This is a genomic window from Paracidovorax oryzae ATCC 19882 (genome assembly GCF_000687165.1).
Lineage (GTDB): Bacteria > Pseudomonadota > Gammaproteobacteria > Burkholderiales > Burkholderiaceae_C > Paracidovorax > Paracidovorax oryzae.
This window is the reverse complement of the sequence record NZ_JMKU01000007.1, coordinates 102597-118139: the sequence shown is the minus strand read 5'-3', so window position 1 is coordinate 118139 and position 15543 is coordinate 102597. Positions and strand designations below refer to the sequence as shown.

Genomic DNA, 15543 nt, shown 5'->3' with positions numbered 1-15543 from the left:
CTCAGGTCTCTTCGTCGTTCACGGCGCCGTGCACCGCGGGCTGGCCGGTGGCGGCGAGCGCGGCATTGCGCCCCGCGATGCGGCCGAAGGCGGTGCCGATGGACATGCCCACGCCCGCCGTGTAGCCCTTGCCCAGCACGTTGCCGGCCATCATTTCGCCGGCCACGAACAGGTTCGCGCTGGGCTGCCCGCCGAAGCGCACGGCGGCCGTGTCGTCGGTCTTCAGGCCCAGGTAGGTGAAGGTCACGCCGGGCCGCAGCGCATAGCCGTAGAACGGCGGCGTGTCGATCGGGCGCGCCCAGTGCGTCTTGGCGGGGGTGATGCCGTCGGTGCGACAGTCATCCAGCGCCGTGTGGTCGAACCGGCCCGGCCGGCAGGCGGCGTTGTAGGCGTCCAGCGTCTGCATGAACTCCCCGGCGTCCAGCCCGAGCTTCGCCGCCAGTTCCGGCAGCGAATCGGCCTGCTCGCCCGGGAACACCGGCGGCATGAAGCGGCCGATCGCCTTGGCGTCGATGACCGAATAGGCGATCTGGCCCGGCTGCTGCGCCACGAGGCGTCCCCAGATGGCGTAGCGCTTGGGCCAGAAGTCCTCGCCCTCGTCGTAGAAGCGCCGGGCCTCGCGGTTCACCACCACGCCGAGCGACACGCAGTCGATGCGCGTGCAGATGCCGCCGTCGTAGAGCGGCGCGCGCGCGTCGATCGCCACCATGTGCGCCTGCGTCGGGTCGCCGATGCCGTCGGCATGCTGCGCCTCGAGCATGTGCCGCAGCAGAACGCCCTGGTTGAAGGCCGTGCCGCGGATCAGGAAGTTGTCCGCGGGCCACTCGCCGCGCTCGTTGCGGCCCCAGGCCTCGCGCAGCCATTCGCGGTTGGATTCGAATCCGCCCGCGGCCAGCACGCAGCTGCGCGCCGTGATGCGCTGCCCACCCACCCAGGCCGCCTGGAAGGCGCCGTTCCCGATCTCCAGGCGGTCCACGGGCGCTTCGTAACGCACCTGCACGCCCAGGGCTTCGGCGCTGCGGAAGTACGCGTTCACCAGCGCCTTGCCGCCGCCCATGAAGAAGGCGTTTGTACGCGCCACGTGCAGCGCGCCCGACAGCGGCGGCTGGAAATGCACGCCGTGCCGGCGCATCCAGCCGCGGCAGGTGGACGAGGCGCGGATCACCATGCGGGCCAGGTGTTCGTCGGTGAGGCCGCCCGTCACCTTCAGCAGGTCCTGCCAGAACTCCTCTTCGGGGTAGGCCTCGACCAGCACGTCCTGCGGCGCATCGTGCATGCAGCGCAGGTTGCGGGTGTGGGCGGAATTGCCGCCCCGCCAGTCGCGCGGCGCGGATTCCAGCAGCAGCACGCGGGCACCGGCTTCGCGCGCCATCAGCGCCGCGCAGAGGGCTGCATTGCCGCCACCGATCACCAGCACATCGGTGTCGAAGTTGTCTCGTTTCATCATGGGCAGCGACGGGCGAGGCCCACCGCGTTCAGCGCTTTGTATCGTTGCGCTGGACTATAGGAATCGCTGCCGCCCCCGTGCAGGGGCCTTTCGTTATGGGGGTATCACGATCCGTGATGGGTCGGCCGGTCCGTGAGCGTGGCGCCGATCCACTGGCCCGACCGCACCAGCCGCCGGGCGCAATCGAGCAGCGCCACGCGCGCGGCGAGGCCTGCGGGCGAGAGTTCGTCGTTGGAGAGGCTGCAGAGCGCCGCATCGCGCCGGACCTTCTCGTCGGCGATTTCCGACCACTGGAACCGTTGCGCCGCAGCCTCCTTGTAGAGCGCCACGGCCGACCAGGGCTGCACCGTGGCCCCGAAACCCGCGTCCACGGCCTCCATCAGCAGCGGCAGCGAATCGATCTCCATCGCCATGCGCGGCTGGACGCCGGCGGTGGCGAACGCCGCCGTCACCGTGCTGCGCAGGCCATGGCTGCCCGATGGCAGGATCAGCGGCACGTCGCCCAGCTGGGCCAGCCGCACCGGCGCGGCGTGGGTGATGCCGGGCGCCACGGGACGGGTGCGCGACTGGATCAGGAAAAGGCGCTCTTCCAGCAGCGGCGTGATGCTCCAGCGCCGGGCGCTGTGCGTGTCGAACAGGATGGCCAGGTCCAGCTGCCGTGCGTTCAGCAGGCCCGTCAGGTGCCCGGACAGCGCCGAGACGATGTGCATCCGCACGTCGGGATAGCGCTCCTGCATGGCGCGCATCAGCGGCAGGCCGAGCACCGAGGCGATGGACGGTGGCAGGCCCATGCTCACCGCCCCCGACAGGCGCGCCTGCTGCGCCGCGAGCACGGCCTGCTCGGCATGGCGCAGCGTGAGCTGGGCCTCGTGGAAGAAGGCCTGGCCGGCCTCGGTGGGGATGACGCCCCGCGGCGTGCGCTGCAGCAGCCGCGTCGAGAGCTCGGATTCCAGCCGGCCGATCTGCTGGCTCAGCGCGGACTGCACCATGTCCAGGTCCAGCGCGGCACGGCTCATCGAGCCCAGTTCGACGATGCGCACGAAGGTGCGGAGTTGTCTCAGTTCCATCTTGTCCTATTCAGAGCGGCTCACACGGCCCAGCGAAGCGGTTCTGGCGAGGCGCCGCATCGCAGGCAGTACGGGCAGTACGACAAGATGCGGCAACGACGCCAGAAGGGTTGTGTCGGCCGCTCTCAGCGGCTGCCCACCCCGCGCAGCATGCGCAACCCGTTCGCCACCACCAGCAGGCTCGCGCCCATGTCCGCGAACACGGCCATCCACATCGTGGCCTGCCCTGCGAGGGCCAGCCCGAAGAACACCACCTTGATGCCCAGCGCCAGCGCGATGTTCTGCCACAGCACCGCATGCGTGCGGCGCGACAGCCGCACGGTTTCGGCCACGCGGCGCAGATCATCGTTCATGATGACCACGTCGGCGGTCTCCATGGCCACGTCGGTGCCGGCCGCGCCCATGGCGAAACCGATGTCGGCGCGGGCGAGCGCAGGCGCGTCGTTGATGCCGTCGCCCGCCATCGCGGTCATGCCGTGCTGCTGCTGCAGGGCGGCGATGGCCGAGAGCTTCTGCTCGGGCAACAGACCCGCCTGCACGTCGGCGATGCCGGCTTCCTGCGCGGCGGCCCGGGCCGCGGCGGCGTGGTCGCCCGTGAGCATCACCGGCACGATGCCCAGGGCGCGCAGCTCGGCCACGGCCTCGGCGGCCTGGGGCCGCAGCGTGTCGGCCACCGCGAACAGCGCGCGCACGCCCTGGGCATCGCCCAGCAGCGTCACGCTGCGGCCCTGCGATTCATGCGCCGCGGCGGCGGCCTCCACCGCCTCCGTCCAGAGGCCGCGCTCCTGCGCCAGGCGCCGGTTGCCGAGGAACCAGGTCGCGCCGTGGATGCGGCCTTCCACGCCGCGGCCGGGCAGGGCGGTGAAGTCCTGCACGTCCGGCAGATCCGCCGGCAGATCCGCCGGCAGATCCGCCGGCAGGGCAGCCGCGCCGGCCGTGCCGGTCGCACCGGCCTTCCCGACCGTTCCCTTGGGGGCGATCCCGGCCGCGATGGCCTTGGACACCGGATGGTCCGAGCGCCCCGCCAGGGCCGCGGCCACGTCGGCCGCACCGTCATCGCCGAAGCGCTCGCTGCCCACCAGCACCGGCCGGCCGGCCGTCACCGTGCCGGTCTTGTCGAAGGCCACGGCGCGCACGCCGCGGGCCCGCTCCAGCCACTGGCCGCCCTTGATCAGGATGCCGCGGCGTGCTCCGGCCGCCAGCCCGCTCACCACGGTCACCGGCGTGGCGATGACCAGCGCGCACGGGCAGGCGATCACCAGCAGCACCAGCGCGCGGTAGAGGGCGTCCAGCCAGGCCCAGCCCAGCGCCAGGGGCGCGCCCACGGCGACGATGGCCGCGAGCGCGAAGACGGCGGGCGTGTAGACGGCGGCGAAGCGGTCCACGAAGCGCTGCATGGGCGCGCGCGACCCCTGCGCCTCTTCCACCGCATGGATGATGCGGTCCAGCGTGGTGTTGCCGGCCGCGGCGGTGACGCGGAACTGCAGTTCGGCCTGCGCGTTGAGCGTGCCGGCATAGAGGGCGTCGCCGGGCGCCTTGTCCACCGCCAGGCTCTCGCCCGTCACGCTGGATTCGTCCACCGCGCCGCGGCCTTCCAGCACCACGCCGTCCAGCGGCACCCGCGCGCCGGGGCGCAGGCGCAGCACTGCGCCCACCGGCACCTCGGCCGCTGGCACCGTGCGCCAGCGGCCGTCCTCGCCGCGCAGCTCGGCCTGCTCGGGGCTGAGCGCCAGCAGGGCGCCGATGGAATCGCGCGCGCGGCCCACGGCCCGCTCCTCGATGCGCTCGGCCAGGGCGTAGAGCGCCATCACCATGGCGGCCTCCGGCCACTGCCCGATCAGGAAGGCGCCCGTCACCGCCACGGCCATGAGCGCGGAAATGTCCAGCCGGCCGCGCGCCAGCGCACCGAGGCCGGCGCGGTACACGCCCAGCCCGGCCAGCAGGATCGCGGCGGCGGCCACGGCCATGCCCGCTGCCCGCCAGGGCAGGGTGTCGGGCGCGAGCAGGTGCAGCAGTTCGGCGGCGGTGGCGGCCGCGAGCGAGACGCCGAGCCGGCCCCAGCCGGGCAGGGTGCCGTGGTCATGGTCGTGTCCGCCGGCGTGGCCCTTGCCGTGGTCGTGGTCATGATCATGATCATGGTCGTGCGTGCCGCCCGCCCGGTCCGTCGGCCCGTGCGCATGGTCGTGGCCGTGGCCGGCGTGGTCGCTGTGCGCCGCCGCCCGCGGCGCCGGCCCGCACCCGCTGCTGCAGCCGCAGGAGAGGTCGATCCGCGGCTTCGCTCCAGAGGTGGGTGCCGCCGGGGATCGGTCGGTGGATGCCGTGCTTGCCATGTGCTGTGTCCTTGCGTTGGGGAGAATTCCGACAGGGGTCCGCAACCGGACCGTGCCATCATTGGAAACCTTCAAGCCGCTTCAAGGTCAAGCCGTGTCTGCCGCAAGCCCCCACCACCGTATCGGCGATGCCGCCCGCCTCTCCGGCGTGCCCACCGCCAACATCCGCTACTACGAGAAGGAGGGCCTGCTGCCCGCGCAGGCCCGCGCCGACAACCGCTACCGCCTCTACAGTGACGACGAAATCCACCGCCTGCGGTTCATCCGCCTGTGCCGCGCCATGGACATGTCGCTGGACGAAGTGCGCACGCTGCTCTCGCTCGGCCGCGGGACGGACACCGCCGCGGACCATGCGGCCTGCGCCACGGTGGACGAGCACCTGCTGCATGTGCGCACCCGCCTGCGGGAGCTCCAGGCGCTGGAGGCCCAGCTGCTGTCGCTGCGCGGGCGCTGCGACGGCACCGACGGCAGCCGCTGCCACGTGATCGAGGCCCTCCATGACCGTGCCGATGCCGATCCCCTGCCGCTGCCCGACCCGCCGGCGCGCCGGCATGTGTGATCGTCTTTTTCCCATGCCCGCGCAGCCGCTTCCGACCGGAGTGCCGTCCGCCTGCCGCCTGGCGGAGGAGGCCGCATGAGTGCCGGAGCCGGCACCCTGCCCGCATGGACCGACCGGCTGTGGCGCGCCGCGCGCGGCTGGGCGCTGGCCTGGTGGCGCATCATCTATCTTGGCGCAGTGGTGGCGGTGCTGATGCTCTCGCCGTCCAGCTACGGGCGGTTCACCCGCGCGCGCCTGGCGCGCCACATGTACATCGACACGGCGCCCCTGCTGCTGGGCTTCACCGCGCTGGTGGCGCTCATCTGCCTGGTGGTCACGCACATCGTCGTGGTCACGGCGCGCAGTTACGGCCTGTCGCACTATGCGCTGCAGATGGTGGTGCGGGTGCTCGTGCTGGAGCTGATCCCGCTCACGGCGGCGCTGTTCGTGGCGCTGCGCACCACGATCCCGGGCGGCACGCAGCTGGCGCTCATGCGCCAGTCGGGCCACTGGGACGCGTTGCGCGCGCGCGGCGCCGATCCTGTCCGCGTGGAACTGCTGCCGCGCGTCGTGGCCGGCATCTATGCCAGCATCACGCTTGCCGCGCTGTCGTGCGTGGTCGCCCTCGTGATGGCCTACCTGGGCGTCTATGGCGCGAGCACGGCGGGCGTGCCCGCCTACACCCGCATGTTCGGGCAGGTGTTCACGCCGCCCGTCACCCTGCTGTTCGCGCTCAAGACCCTGCTGTTCAGCCTGGCCGTCGCGCTCATTCCCATGGCCGCCGGCCTGCATGCCACGGGCGACCCGCGCGCCCGCTCCGAGCTCGGCGGCTTCGCACGCATGTTCGCGGTGCTGCTGCTGATCGAGATCGCCTCGCTCATGGGCAACTACTACTGATACTGATTCACGCTGTCCCGGACCGCCTCCGATGAAAGACCAACCATCCCCGCCGCCGCCCCCCGCCGGCCCGCCCGCTTCCGAGCCCGCCGAGGCGCTGCTGCGCCCCGTGGCCCACCTGGAACGCAAGGCCGCTGCCCTGCTGCTCTTCACCCTGGTGCTGATCATCGGCTCCGGCCTGTACCTGCTCTACGCGCGCGGCGTGTTCGAGCCCACGCAGCAACTGGTGCTCACCGCCGAAGACTCCGAGGGCGTGGTCGCCGGCATGGACATGACGTTCTCGGGCTTCCCCATCGGCCGGGTGCGCAGTACCGAACTGGCCGAAGACGGCGATGTGCGCATCCTGATCGACGTGCCGCGCAAGGACGCGCACTGGCTGCGGGAATCCAGCGTGTTCACGCTGGTGCGCGGCATCGTGGGCGGCACCACCATCAAGGCCTACAGCGGCATCCTGACCGATCCGCCGCTGCCCGACGGGGCGGTGCGGCCGGTGCTGCGCGGCGATGCCACGGCCGAGATCCCGCAACTCATGTCGGCTGCGCGCGAACTGCTCTCCAACCTGCAGGCCCTCACCGCGCAGGACGCCGCGCTGGGCGGCACGCTGGCCAATGTGCGCACCCTCACCGAGCGGCTGAACGCGCCCGGCGGCGCCCTCGGCGTGCTGATGGGCAGCGACGCCGAGGCGCGCAAGATCGCCACCACGCTCGACCGCACCAACCAGCTGCTGGCGCGCATCGACGGCATGGCCGCCAAGGCGGACCGGCAGGTGTTCGGCACGGCCGGCGAGGCGGGCCTGGTGACCGATGTGCGCGCCACCGTGGTGCAGCTCAACGGCCTGCTCGCGGACACGCGCCAGAGCCTGGCCAAGGTGGATGCGGTCCTGGCCGAAGCCCAGGCCATCGGGGCCAACGCCCGCGAGGCCACCACCGACCTCGGTGCCCTGCGCGCCGATGTGGAAAGCAACCTGCGCAAGGTCGAGAGCCTGGTCAACGAGATCCAGCGCAAATGGCCCTTCGCGCGCGACACCCGGATCCAGCTGCCATGAGCCCTGTACCCATGTTCCCCCGGCCTGGCCGGCCCCGGCTTCCCCGGCGTTCCAGCGCGTTGCTGTCCGCCGTGCTGGCTGCCGCGCTGTCCGCCGGCTGCGCCCAGCGCCCCCCTGCGCCCGAATGGGAAATGAACGCCCGTGGCGCCGCCGACCGGGCCACGCAGGCCTACCTGTCCGGCAATGACCGCGTGGCTGCACAGGAATGGCGGCGCGCCCGGGAAGAAACGGCCCGCACCGCGCGGCCCGACTTGCTGGCCCGGGTCGTGCTGCTGGAGTGCGCCACGCGGGTCGCCAGCCTGGCGCAGGTGGGATGCCCCGATTTCGCGCCTCTGCGTGACGGCGCGGCCGCGGCCGAGCGTGCGTATGCGGACTATCTTGAAGGCCGTGCAGGAGGGGCGGAGGGGGAGCTTCTGCCACCGGCCCAGCGGGCCGTGCTGGCCGGCGGAGCTTCGGCGCTGGCCGGGGTGGAGGATCCGCTGGCCCGGCTGCTGGCCGCCGCGGTATTGCATGGTCAGGGGCAGGGCGGTCCGGATGTGTCGCGAGATGCCATCGATGCTGCGTCGTCACAGGGCTGGCGCAGGCCGCTGATGGCCTGGCTGCTGCTGGCCGAGCAGGACGCCCGGGCGGCGGGCGATGCCCGGCGGGCGGAGCAAATGAGGCAGAGGCTGGATGTGCTCGAACAGGGAGGCGCCGGAGGAGCGCGGTAAGCCGCTGCCCGACGGCTCCCGTTCAGCCGGGAGCCGGAACGGTGCGGGTGGCGCCCGCCGCCTCGCTCAGGGCGAGGAAATCGGATCACCCGGCAGGAACTGCTCCAGATCCTGCGGGATGCGCACAAGGGAATCCGCCGCCTGGACGGCTTCGTCCGGTACGAGGTTCATCGCCGTGGCGGCCACCGCCAGCAATACCGTGGTGGTGAACGCGATGAACGCGCGGGGGCCGGTGTAGCGGTTGCGTTGCATGGCAGTCTCCTTGGATGGGGATCGGTGGGTGGGCGAGTAATGCGTGGTGCTGGATGCATTACATGCCGGCCTGCCGCCCGCGTCTGTCGGACACGTCCTCGCGGACGTGTGCTGCAACGGGAGTTACCCTTGGTTTCGCCGTGCGGGATGTCTTGTAGGACGGCCGGGTTATTCGCCCACCGCCGGGGCCAGCCGGCGAGCGAGGGCGGAAGCGGTCAGCGTACTGCCCGGCGGCCATTGGTCGGCCGCCCTCCCATGGGCATGACAGGCCGCGGTGGCCGCCTCGAACGCTGAATCCTCGCCTTCGGGCCGGCCCGCCCACAGGGCACCCAGGAATCCCGCCAGCACGTCTCCGGTGCCCCCCGTGGCCAGGCGTCCGTTGCCCGTGGGATTGATGTGCACCGGCCGGCCCGGCGCGGCCACCACGCTGCCGGAGCCCTTGAGCACGACGGCGCAGTGGAAGCGCTCGGCCAGTGCACGGGCCGCACCCAGCCGGTCGGCCTGCACGGCGGCCGTATCGCTGCCCAGCAGCCGCGCGGCTTCCAGGGGATGGGGCGTGAGCACGGTGGGCAGCGGGCCATGGCGCAGGGCGCGCCCGCGCAGTTGCTCCGCCAGGGTGCTGTCGCGGGCCACGGCGTTCAGCCCGTCCGCGTCCAGCACCAGCCGGGGGGCCTCGGCCAGCACGCGCGGCAGTACGTGCCGCACGGCCTCGCCACCGCCGCAGCCGCAGACCACGGTGGCCCGGTCCAGTTCAAGGGCGTCGAAGCGGCGCAGCATGCATTCCGGCTGTTGCGGGTCCACGGGCAGGGTGTCCTTCCCGCTGGCGTCCAGCAGCGCCACCACCACCCGCCCCGCGCCGCCATGCAGCGCGGCGGAGGACGCCAGCAGCGCGGCCCCGGTCATGCCCTGGCCCCGGGACGCGATAGCCTCGCCGCCCACCACCGCCACGTCGCCGTAGCTGCCCTTGTGGGACGCATGCGCCCGCCGCACGGGCACGCCGGGTCCTGCCAGCCACGCCGACGGGGGCTCGGCCGATGCATCCACTTCCAGATCGTCCTGCCAGACGGTGCCCGCGGCATCCCGGCCCTGGCCGGTGAACCACCCGGGCTTGAGGGTCAGCAGCCCCAGCGTGTGCCGCATGCCTGGGGGCGTGTGCCCCGGCGGCGCGAGGCCGGGAAGGTATTGGCCCGTATCGGCCTGCAGACCCGAGGGGCCGTCCACGCAGAGGAGGGGGGCGCGGCTGTCGTGCAGCGCGCGCAGCAGCGCGACCAGTTCCGGCGAGGGCGCACCGGAGCGGGCCGTGGCCCCGATGCCCAGCAGGGCATCGATGCACAGGTCGTCCGGCCCGAGATCCGCGGGGGCGCGTTCGACGAAGGGCACTTGCGCGCCCCGGGCGCGTTCCCAGGCCCGGCGTGCGTCGGCGGGGGCGGCGTCGGGCCGGCCCAGCCAGGTCACCTGCACCCGCACGCCGCGCAGCGCCAGCTGCGCCGCCGCCTCGAGCCCGTCGCCGCCGTTGTTGCCACTGCCGCAGGCGATCCACACCTGCCGCGCATGCGGCGCCACCGCCTGGGCCAGGCGCGCCACCGCCAGCCCCGCGCGCTCCATCAGCGTGCCGGCCGGCAGCGATCGCAGCGCGGCCTGCTCGATGCGGCGGGTCGTCGGAACGTCGAACAGCGGATGGGGGCGGTCGGGTTCGATGCGGATCATGGACATGCGGCAGGCCTTCCTTCGGAAACCCATTGTGGACCGCTCCGCGGCCCGTGCCGCTCCGGTCAGAACCTGCGCAGCCCGAAGGGCTGCAGGTCCGTTTCCGGCACCCGCTGGGCGACCAGGTCGGCCACCGCGCGGGCGCTGCCGCAGGCCAGGGCCCAGCCGCACGCGCCGTGCCCGGCGTTGATCCACACGCCCGGCACGCCGGCGGCGCCCACCACCGGCAGGCCATCCGGAAGCATGGGCCGCGCCCCGCGCCAGGTCTGCACCTGAGGCGATGACCACTGCGCGCCGCCGGGGAACCAGCCCGAGGCTGCGTTGTAGAGCGTCTGCAGGGTGGGGGCGTGCGGCGCGCCGCTGCCGGGGCCCAGTTCCGCGCCGCCGGCCACCCGCACCCGCTGTCCCTGCCGGGTGACGGTGATGCGGTGCAGCGGGTCGATCACCGTGCCCTGCGGGGCATGGGTGTCCTCGCGCACGGGCGCGCTCAGGGTGTAGCCGTGCAGCGCCGCCAGCGGCATCGCGGTACCCGTGCCCCGCAGCAGGGCGGCGGCCGACACGCCCGCGCACACCACGACCGCGTCGAACCGGCGCGCGTCGCGTTCGCCGGCCAGACGCACGCCGGCCGGGCCGCCCTGCAGCGCCTCCACGCGCGACTGGAACAGGAACTGCACGCCGCGCTCCTGGGCCGCGTAGCGCAGCATCTGGGCGAAGAGGCGGCAATTGCCGGATTCGCCGTCCGGCAGGTGCAGCGCACCCGCCAGTTCGCTGTCCGAGGCCAGCCCGGGTTCGATCAGGCGGGCGGTGTCGGCATCCACGTCGAGCACGTTCAGCCCGGTGTCCCGCAGGATGCGGGCGGCCGGCTGCACGCGGTCCAGGTCGGCGGGTGCGCGCAGCAGTACCAGCACGCCGCGGCTGCTCTCCGGATCCAGCTCCAGGGCCTGCGCCACCTGCCGCATGCGGATGTGGCTGTAGTGCCCGAACCGGGCCAGCGCCGCGATGGAGGCCTCGGCCATGCCACCGCGCGCCGACCTGCGCCGCCGCCACAGCCAGCGCAGGTCGGCGAGCCCGGCTCCCTGGGCCAGGCGGACGGCGGCGTGCCGGCCCAGGAGCCTCTGCCGTGCGGGGCCGCCGATGGCCGGCGATGCCCAGGGAATCAGGGGCGCGGGAGCGAGCAGGCCTGCATTGGCGAAACTGGCCTCCTCGGCGGCGGCGCCGCGCTGCTCGAAGACGGTGACGGCATGACCGTCGCAGGCCAGTTCATAAGCGGTGGCGGTGCCGACGATTCCGGCACCGACGATGGCGATGTGCATGGTGGGTGGGGGCCGCCTCCGGTGTGCCGGGGCGGACCCGCTTCTGGGGTTCTGGGAGGGCCGCGGGGCGCCGCAGCCCGCGGCGGGGGAGCGGCGGCGGGAGGTGCATGCGACCCGGTATGCTAGAATCTCGGGGTTTTGCTGTGAGGGGCGCCTCTTTTTTCAGGTGGCGTCAGCAGCGGCGGAACATTCAAGCCAACGCAAATGCGAACCGGCCCTATCAAGGTGCCGCCCCGGTCGATTCGATATTTCGATCGCTGCCGGGCGGTTAGCGGGGCCGGATTTTAGACCCAACCTTTGGAGAATACCCATGTCCGTCACCATGCGCGAAATGCTGGAAGCCGGTGTCCACTTCGGCCACCAAACCCGCTTCTGGAACCCCAAGATGGCCCCGTTCATCTTCGGCCATCGCAACAAGATCCACATCATCAACCTGGAAAAGTCGCTGCCGATGTTCCAGGAGGCGCAGAAGTTCGCCAAGCAGCTCACCGCCAACCGCGGCACCATCCTGATGGTCGGCACGAAGCGCCAGGCCCGCGAGATCCTGGCCTCCGAGGCGCAGCGCGCCGGCGTGCCCTACGTCGACCAGCGCTGGCTGGGTGGCATGCTCACCAACTTCAAGACCGTCAAGACCTCCATCAAGCGCCTGAAGGACATGAAGGCCCAGCAGGAAGCCGGCCTGGAGTCCATGAGCAAGAAGGAACAGCTGACGTTCACCCGCGAGATCGAGAAGCTCGAGAAGGACATCGGCGGCATCCAGGACATGAATGCCCTGCCGGACGCCATCTTCATCATCGACGTGGGCTTCCACAAGATCGCCGTCGCCGAAGCCAAGAAGCTGGGCATCCCCCTGATCGGCGTGGTGGACTCCAACCACTCCCCTGAAGGCATCGACTACGTGATCCCCGGCAACGACGACTCGGCCAAGGCCGTGGCGCTGTACGCCCGCGGCATCGCCGACGCGATCATCGAAGGCCGTGCCAACGCCGTGAACGACGTGGTCAAGGCCGCCGCTCCCGAAGGCTCGGACGAATTCGTCGAAGTGGAAGAATCCGCTGCCTGAAGGCCCGGCCGCGCGACCTGTCGCGAATGAAAGAGGGGCTCCTGGTTAGCCCCCTTTTTTTTAGCCTTGAATCCTGTAACGAACTGAAATCTGGAGAATTACCGATGGCTGCAATTACCGCTAGCATGGTTGCCGAACTGCGCGCAAAGACCGACGCTCCCATGATGGAGTGCAAGAAGGCGCTGACGGAAGCCGACGGCGACCTGGCCAAGGCCGAGGAACTGCTGCGCGTCAAGCTGGGCACCAAGGCTGGCAAGGCTGCCGCCCGCATCACCGCCGAAGGCGTGGTCGCCAGCTTCATCGAGGGCACGACCGGCGCCCTGATCGAAGTGAACAGCGAAACCGACTTCGTGAGCAAGAACGACAGCTTCATCGCCCTGGCCAAGGCCGCGGCCGAGCTGGTCGCCAAGCACAACCCCGCCGATGTGGAAGCCCTGGGCTCGCTGCCCTACAGCCAGGAAAGCTTCGGCCCCACGCTGGAAGAAGTGCGCAAGGGCCTGATCGGCAAGATCGGCGAGAACATGTCCTTCCGCCGCTTCAAGCGCTTCTCGGGTTCCAAGCTGGCTTCCTACCTGCACGGCACCCGCATCGGCGTGGTGGTGGAGTTCGACGGCGACGAGACCGCCGCCAAGGACGTCGCCATGCACATCGCCGCCATGAAGCCCGTGGCCCTGACCAGCGCCGACGTGCCCGCCGAGCTGATCGAGAAGGAGCGCACCGTCGCTGCCGCCAAGGCTGCCGAATCCGGCAAGCCTGCCGACATCGCTGCCAAGATGGTCGAAGGCTCGGTGCAGAAGTACCTCAAGGAAGTCTCGCTGTTCGACCAGGTCTTCGTGAAGGCCGCCGACGGCAAGCAGACCGTGGGCCAGATGCTCAAGGCCGCCAACACCACCGTGAAGGGCTTCACGCTCTACGTCGTGGGCGAAGGCATCGAGAAGAAGGTGGACGACTTCGCGGCGGAAGTGGCCGCGCAAGTGGCCGCCGCCAAGGCCGCAGCCTGATCCCTGGTTCCGTACAGTCCCCCGATTCCACCACCCGAAGAGAAACGCCCATGACCCTCGCCGCTCCAGCCCACAAGCGCATTCTGCTCAAGTTGTCTGGAGAGGCTCTCATGGGTGACGACTCCTTCGGCATCAACCGCGCCACCATCGTCCGGATGGTCGAGGAGATCGCCGAGGTCACGCGCATGGGCGTGCAGGTCGCGGTGGTGATCGGGGGCGGGAACATCTTCCGCGGCGTCGCGGGAGGCTCCGTCGGCATGGACCGCGCCACCGCCGACTACATGGGCATGCTGGCCACGGTCATGAACGCGCTCGCGCTCGCCGACGCCATGGACAAGCAGGGCCTCATCGCCCGCGTGATGTCGGCCATCGGCATCGAGCAGGTAGTGGAGCCGTACGTGCGGCCCAAGGCGCTGCAGTACCTGGAAGAGGGCAAGGTCGTGGTGTTCGCCGCCGGCACCGGCAACCCCTTCTTCACGACGGATACCGCCGCGGCCCTGCGCGGCGCCGAGATCGGCGCCGAGGTGGTGCTCAAGGCGACCAAGGTGGACGGCGTGTACACCGCCGATCCCAAGAAGGACCCGACGGCGACGCGCTACACCAAGCTCACCTTCGACGAGGCCATGTCCCGCAACCTGGGCATCATGGATGCCACGGCGTTCGCGCTCTGCCGCGACCAGAAGCTGCCCATCCGCGTCTTCTCGATCGTGAAGCACGGCGCGCTCAAGCGCGTGGTGATGGGCGAGGACGAAGGAACGCTGGTGTACGCTTGACGCCCGACTGCACCGCGCCCGCGGCGGCTTGGCGCTGCCCCGGGCGACGGATGCGCACAGGAGAACACATGACGATTGCCGACATCAAGAAAAACACCGAAGCCAAGATGGACCAGTCCATCGTGGCCTTCAAGAACAACCTCGCCAAGATCCGCACGGGCCGTGCGAATCCGGCGCTGCTCGACTCCGTCCAGGTCGAGTACTACGGCTCCATGGTGCCGCTCTCGCAGGTGGCGAACGTGTCGCTGATCGACGCGCGCACCATCAGCGTCCAGCCCTGGGAAAAGGGCATGGGCGCCAAGATCGAGAAGGCCATCCGCGAAAGCGACCTGGGCCTGAACCCCGCCTCCATGGGCGACCTCATCCGCGTGCCGATGCCGCCGATGAGCGAGGAGCGCCGCAAGGAGATGACCAAGCTCGCGCGCAACGAAGGCGAGAGCGCGAAGGTGGCCGTGCGCAACCTGCGCCGCGACGCCAACGAATCGGTCAAGAAGCTCGTGAAGGACAAGCTCGCCTCCGAGGACGAGCAGAAGCGCGCCGAAGCCGACATCCAGAAGGTGACCGACAAGCACATCGCCGAGGTCGATGCGCTCGTGGCCGCCAAGGAACAGGAAATCATGGCGGTCTGATCGGCCCGTTGCACGGGTTCGATCGATGCCTTCCATGTCCACTGCCTCGCCTGCCATCCCCCACCACATTGCCATCGTCATGGATGGCAATGGCCGGTGGGCCACGCGCCGGTTCCTGCCGCGGCTGGCCGGCCACAAGCAGGGGGTGGAGTCGCTCAAGCGCTGCGCCCGCGAGTGCGTGGAGCGCGGCGTGGCCGTGCTGACCGTGTTCGCCTTTTCCTCCGAGAACTGGAACCGTCCCGCCGAGGAGGTGTCCGGCCTCATGGACCTGCTGGCCAAGGCCCTCGCGCGCGAGGTGCCGCAACTGCAGAAGGACGGCGTGCGCCTGCATTTCGTGGGCGAGAAGTCCACGCTGTCCGAGAAGGTCCGCGCCGGCCTGGCGCAGGCCGAGGCGTCCACTGCCCACAATGACCGCCTCGTGCTGAACGTGTGCTTCAACTACGGTGGGCGCTGGGACATCGCCCAGGCGGCCTCCGCGCTCGCGGCCCGCGGCGAGCCCATCACCGAGGCAAGCCTCCACACCGCCATGGGCCTGGCCCACGTGCCGGATCCCGACCTGGTGATCCGCACCGGCGGCGAGATGCGCATCAGCAATTTCCTGCTGTGGCAGTGCGCGTATTCCGAGCTGTACTTCAGCGACCGCCTCTGGCCTGATTTCGACGGCGCAGCACTGGACCAGGCCATCGCCGCCTACGGGGCGCGCGAGCGCCGCTTCGGCAAGACATCCGAGCAACTGCTGGCCTCCCCGACCTCGTCGGCGTGCGCCTGAAG

Annotated in this window: 15 protein-coding genes; 9 read left to right on the top strand and 6 right to left on the bottom strand. The window is 71.0% G+C overall.

Features of this window, described 5'->3' with window-relative positions:
• Window position 1: 1 nt before the first annotated feature.
• From tcuA to T336_RS0106775, 3 genes are all read right to left on the bottom strand, one after another.
• On the bottom strand, window positions 2–1444 hold the full coding sequence (gene tcuA, locus T336_RS0106785) for an FAD-dependent tricarballylate dehydrogenase TcuA (protein WP_026431964.1): 1443 nt from the start codon (window positions 1442–1444) through the stop codon (window positions 2–4).
• A 107-nt stretch (window positions 1445–1551) separates the two neighbouring features.
• Entirely contained in the window at window positions 1552–2514 is a 963-nt protein-coding gene (locus T336_RS0106780) for a LysR substrate-binding domain-containing protein (RefSeq protein WP_026431963.1), read from the bottom strand.
• A gap of 125 nt (window positions 2515–2639) precedes the next feature.
• Window positions 2640–4844: a heavy metal translocating P-type ATPase gene (locus T336_RS0106775; protein WP_026431962.1), complete on the bottom strand. Its 2205-nt coding sequence runs from the start codon at window positions 4842–4844 to the stop codon at window positions 2640–2642.
• A gap of 94 nt (window positions 4845–4938) precedes the next feature.
• Between T336_RS0106775 and T336_RS0106770 the strand changes: the two genes are divergently transcribed.
• The 4 genes from T336_RS0106770 (at window position 4939) to T336_RS0106755 (ending at window position 8034) form a co-directional block, all read left to right on the top strand.
• On the top strand, window positions 4939–5403 hold the full coding sequence (locus tag T336_RS0106770; RefSeq protein ID WP_019700058.1) for a Cd(II)/Pb(II)-responsive transcriptional regulator: 465 nt from the start codon (window positions 4939–4941) through the stop codon (window positions 5401–5403).
• A gap of 75 nt (window positions 5404–5478) precedes the next feature.
• Window positions 5479–6279, top strand: coding sequence for an MlaE family ABC transporter permease (locus tag T336_RS0106765; RefSeq protein ID WP_019700059.1), 801 nt, complete (start codon window positions 5479–5481; stop codon window positions 6277–6279).
• A gap of 31 nt (window positions 6280–6310) precedes the next feature.
• On the top strand, window positions 6311–7324 hold the full coding sequence (locus T336_RS0106760) for an MlaD family protein (RefSeq protein WP_026431961.1): 1014 nt from the start codon (window positions 6311–6313) through the stop codon (window positions 7322–7324).
• Entirely contained in the window at window positions 7321–8034 is a 714-nt protein-coding gene (locus T336_RS0106755; protein ID WP_084151381.1) for a hypothetical protein, read from the top strand. Before T336_RS0106760 ends, T336_RS0106755 begins: the two co-directional genes overlap by 4 nt.
• 66 nt (window positions 8035–8100) lie before the next feature.
• On the opposite strand, the gene T336_RS0106750 is transcribed toward T336_RS0106755, so the two are convergent.
• The 3 genes from T336_RS0106750 to T336_RS0106740 all read right to left on the bottom strand — a co-directional run bounded on the left by T336_RS0106750 (window position 8101) and on the right by T336_RS0106740 (window position 11306).
• A complete protein-coding gene (locus tag T336_RS0106750; RefSeq protein WP_013594194.1) occupies window positions 8101–8286 on the bottom strand; it encodes a hypothetical protein in 186 nt (61 codons plus the stop codon).
• Between the two features lie 168 nt (window positions 8287–8454).
• Window positions 8455–10026, bottom strand: coding sequence for an NAD(P)H-hydrate dehydratase (locus tag T336_RS0106745; protein ID WP_026431959.1), 1572 nt, complete (start codon window positions 10024–10026; stop codon window positions 8455–8457).
• A 32-nt stretch (window positions 10027–10058) separates the two neighbouring features.
• Window positions 10059–11306 carry an FAD-dependent oxidoreductase gene (locus T336_RS0106740; RefSeq protein ID WP_026431958.1) on the bottom strand — a complete coding sequence of 416 codons (1248 nt, stop codon included), beginning with the start codon at window positions 11304–11306 and terminating at the stop codon, window positions 10059–10061.
• Between the two features lie 310 nt (window positions 11307–11616).
• On the opposite strand from T336_RS0106740, the gene rpsB reads away from it, so the two are divergent.
• The 5 genes from rpsB (at window position 11617) to uppS (ending at window position 15541) form a co-directional block, all read left to right on the top strand.
• Entirely contained in the window at window positions 11617–12369 is a 753-nt protein-coding gene (rpsB, locus tag T336_RS0106735) for a 30S ribosomal protein S2 (protein ID WP_013594197.1), read from the top strand.
• A 104-nt stretch (window positions 12370–12473) separates the two neighbouring features.
• Window positions 12474–13370 carry a translation elongation factor Ts gene (gene tsf, locus T336_RS0106730; RefSeq protein WP_026431957.1) on the top strand — a complete coding sequence of 299 codons (897 nt, stop codon included), beginning with the start codon at window positions 12474–12476 and terminating at the stop codon, window positions 13368–13370.
• A 50-nt stretch (window positions 13371–13420) separates the two neighbouring features.
• Window positions 13421–14143, top strand: coding sequence for a UMP kinase (pyrH, locus tag T336_RS0106725; protein WP_026431956.1), 723 nt, complete (start codon window positions 13421–13423; stop codon window positions 14141–14143).
• Between the two features lie 68 nt (window positions 14144–14211).
• Complete coding sequence (gene frr / locus T336_RS0106720; RefSeq protein WP_019700065.1) at window positions 14212–14772, top strand: ribosome recycling factor; 561 nt, start codon at window positions 14212–14214, stop codon at window positions 14770–14772.
• A 34-nt stretch (window positions 14773–14806) separates the two neighbouring features.
• Entirely contained in the window at window positions 14807–15541 is a 735-nt protein-coding gene (gene uppS / locus T336_RS0106715) for a polyprenyl diphosphate synthase (RefSeq protein ID WP_019700066.1), read from the top strand.
• Window positions 15542–15543: the final 2 nt, after the last annotated feature.

Coding starts and splice junctions, on each gene's coding strand:
- tcuA (WP_026431964.1), bottom strand. CDS start 1,444: ATGAAACGAGACAACTTCGACACCGATGTGCTGGTGATCGGTGGCGGC.
- T336_RS0106780 (WP_026431963.1), bottom strand. CDS start 2,514: ATGGAACTGAGACAACTCCGCACCTTCGTGCGCATCGTCGAACTGGGC.
- T336_RS0106775 (WP_026431962.1), bottom strand. CDS start 4,844: ATGGCAAGCACGGCATCCACCGACCGATCCCCGGCGGCACCCACCTCT.
- T336_RS0106765 (WP_019700059.1), top strand. CDS start 5,479: ATGAGTGCCGGAGCCGGCACCCTGCCCGCATGGACCGACCGGCTGTGG.
- T336_RS0106760 (WP_026431961.1), top strand. CDS start 6,311: ATGAAAGACCAACCATCCCCGCCGCCGCCCCCCGCCGGCCCGCCCGCT.
- T336_RS0106755 (WP_084151381.1), top strand. CDS start 7,321: ATGAGCCCTGTACCCATGTTCCCCCGGCCTGGCCGGCCCCGGCTTCCC.
- T336_RS0106750 (WP_013594194.1), bottom strand. CDS start 8,286: ATGCAACGCAACCGCTACACCGGCCCCCGCGCGTTCATCGCGTTCACC.
- T336_RS0106745 (WP_026431959.1), bottom strand. CDS start 10,026: ATGGGTTTCCGAAGGAAGGCCTGCCGCATGTCCATGATCCGCATCGAA.
- T336_RS0106740 (WP_026431958.1), bottom strand. CDS start 11,306: ATGCACATCGCCATCGTCGGTGCCGGAATCGTCGGCACCGCCACCGCT.
- rpsB (WP_013594197.1), top strand. CDS start 11,617: ATGTCCGTCACCATGCGCGAAATGCTGGAAGCCGGTGTCCACTTCGGC.
- tsf (WP_026431957.1), top strand. CDS start 12,474: ATGGCTGCAATTACCGCTAGCATGGTTGCCGAACTGCGCGCAAAGACC.
- pyrH (WP_026431956.1), top strand. CDS start 13,421: ATGACCCTCGCCGCTCCAGCCCACAAGCGCATTCTGCTCAAGTTGTCT.
- frr (WP_019700065.1), top strand. CDS start 14,212: ATGACGATTGCCGACATCAAGAAAAACACCGAAGCCAAGATGGACCAG.
- uppS (WP_019700066.1), top strand. CDS start 14,807: ATGTCCACTGCCTCGCCTGCCATCCCCCACCACATTGCCATCGTCATG.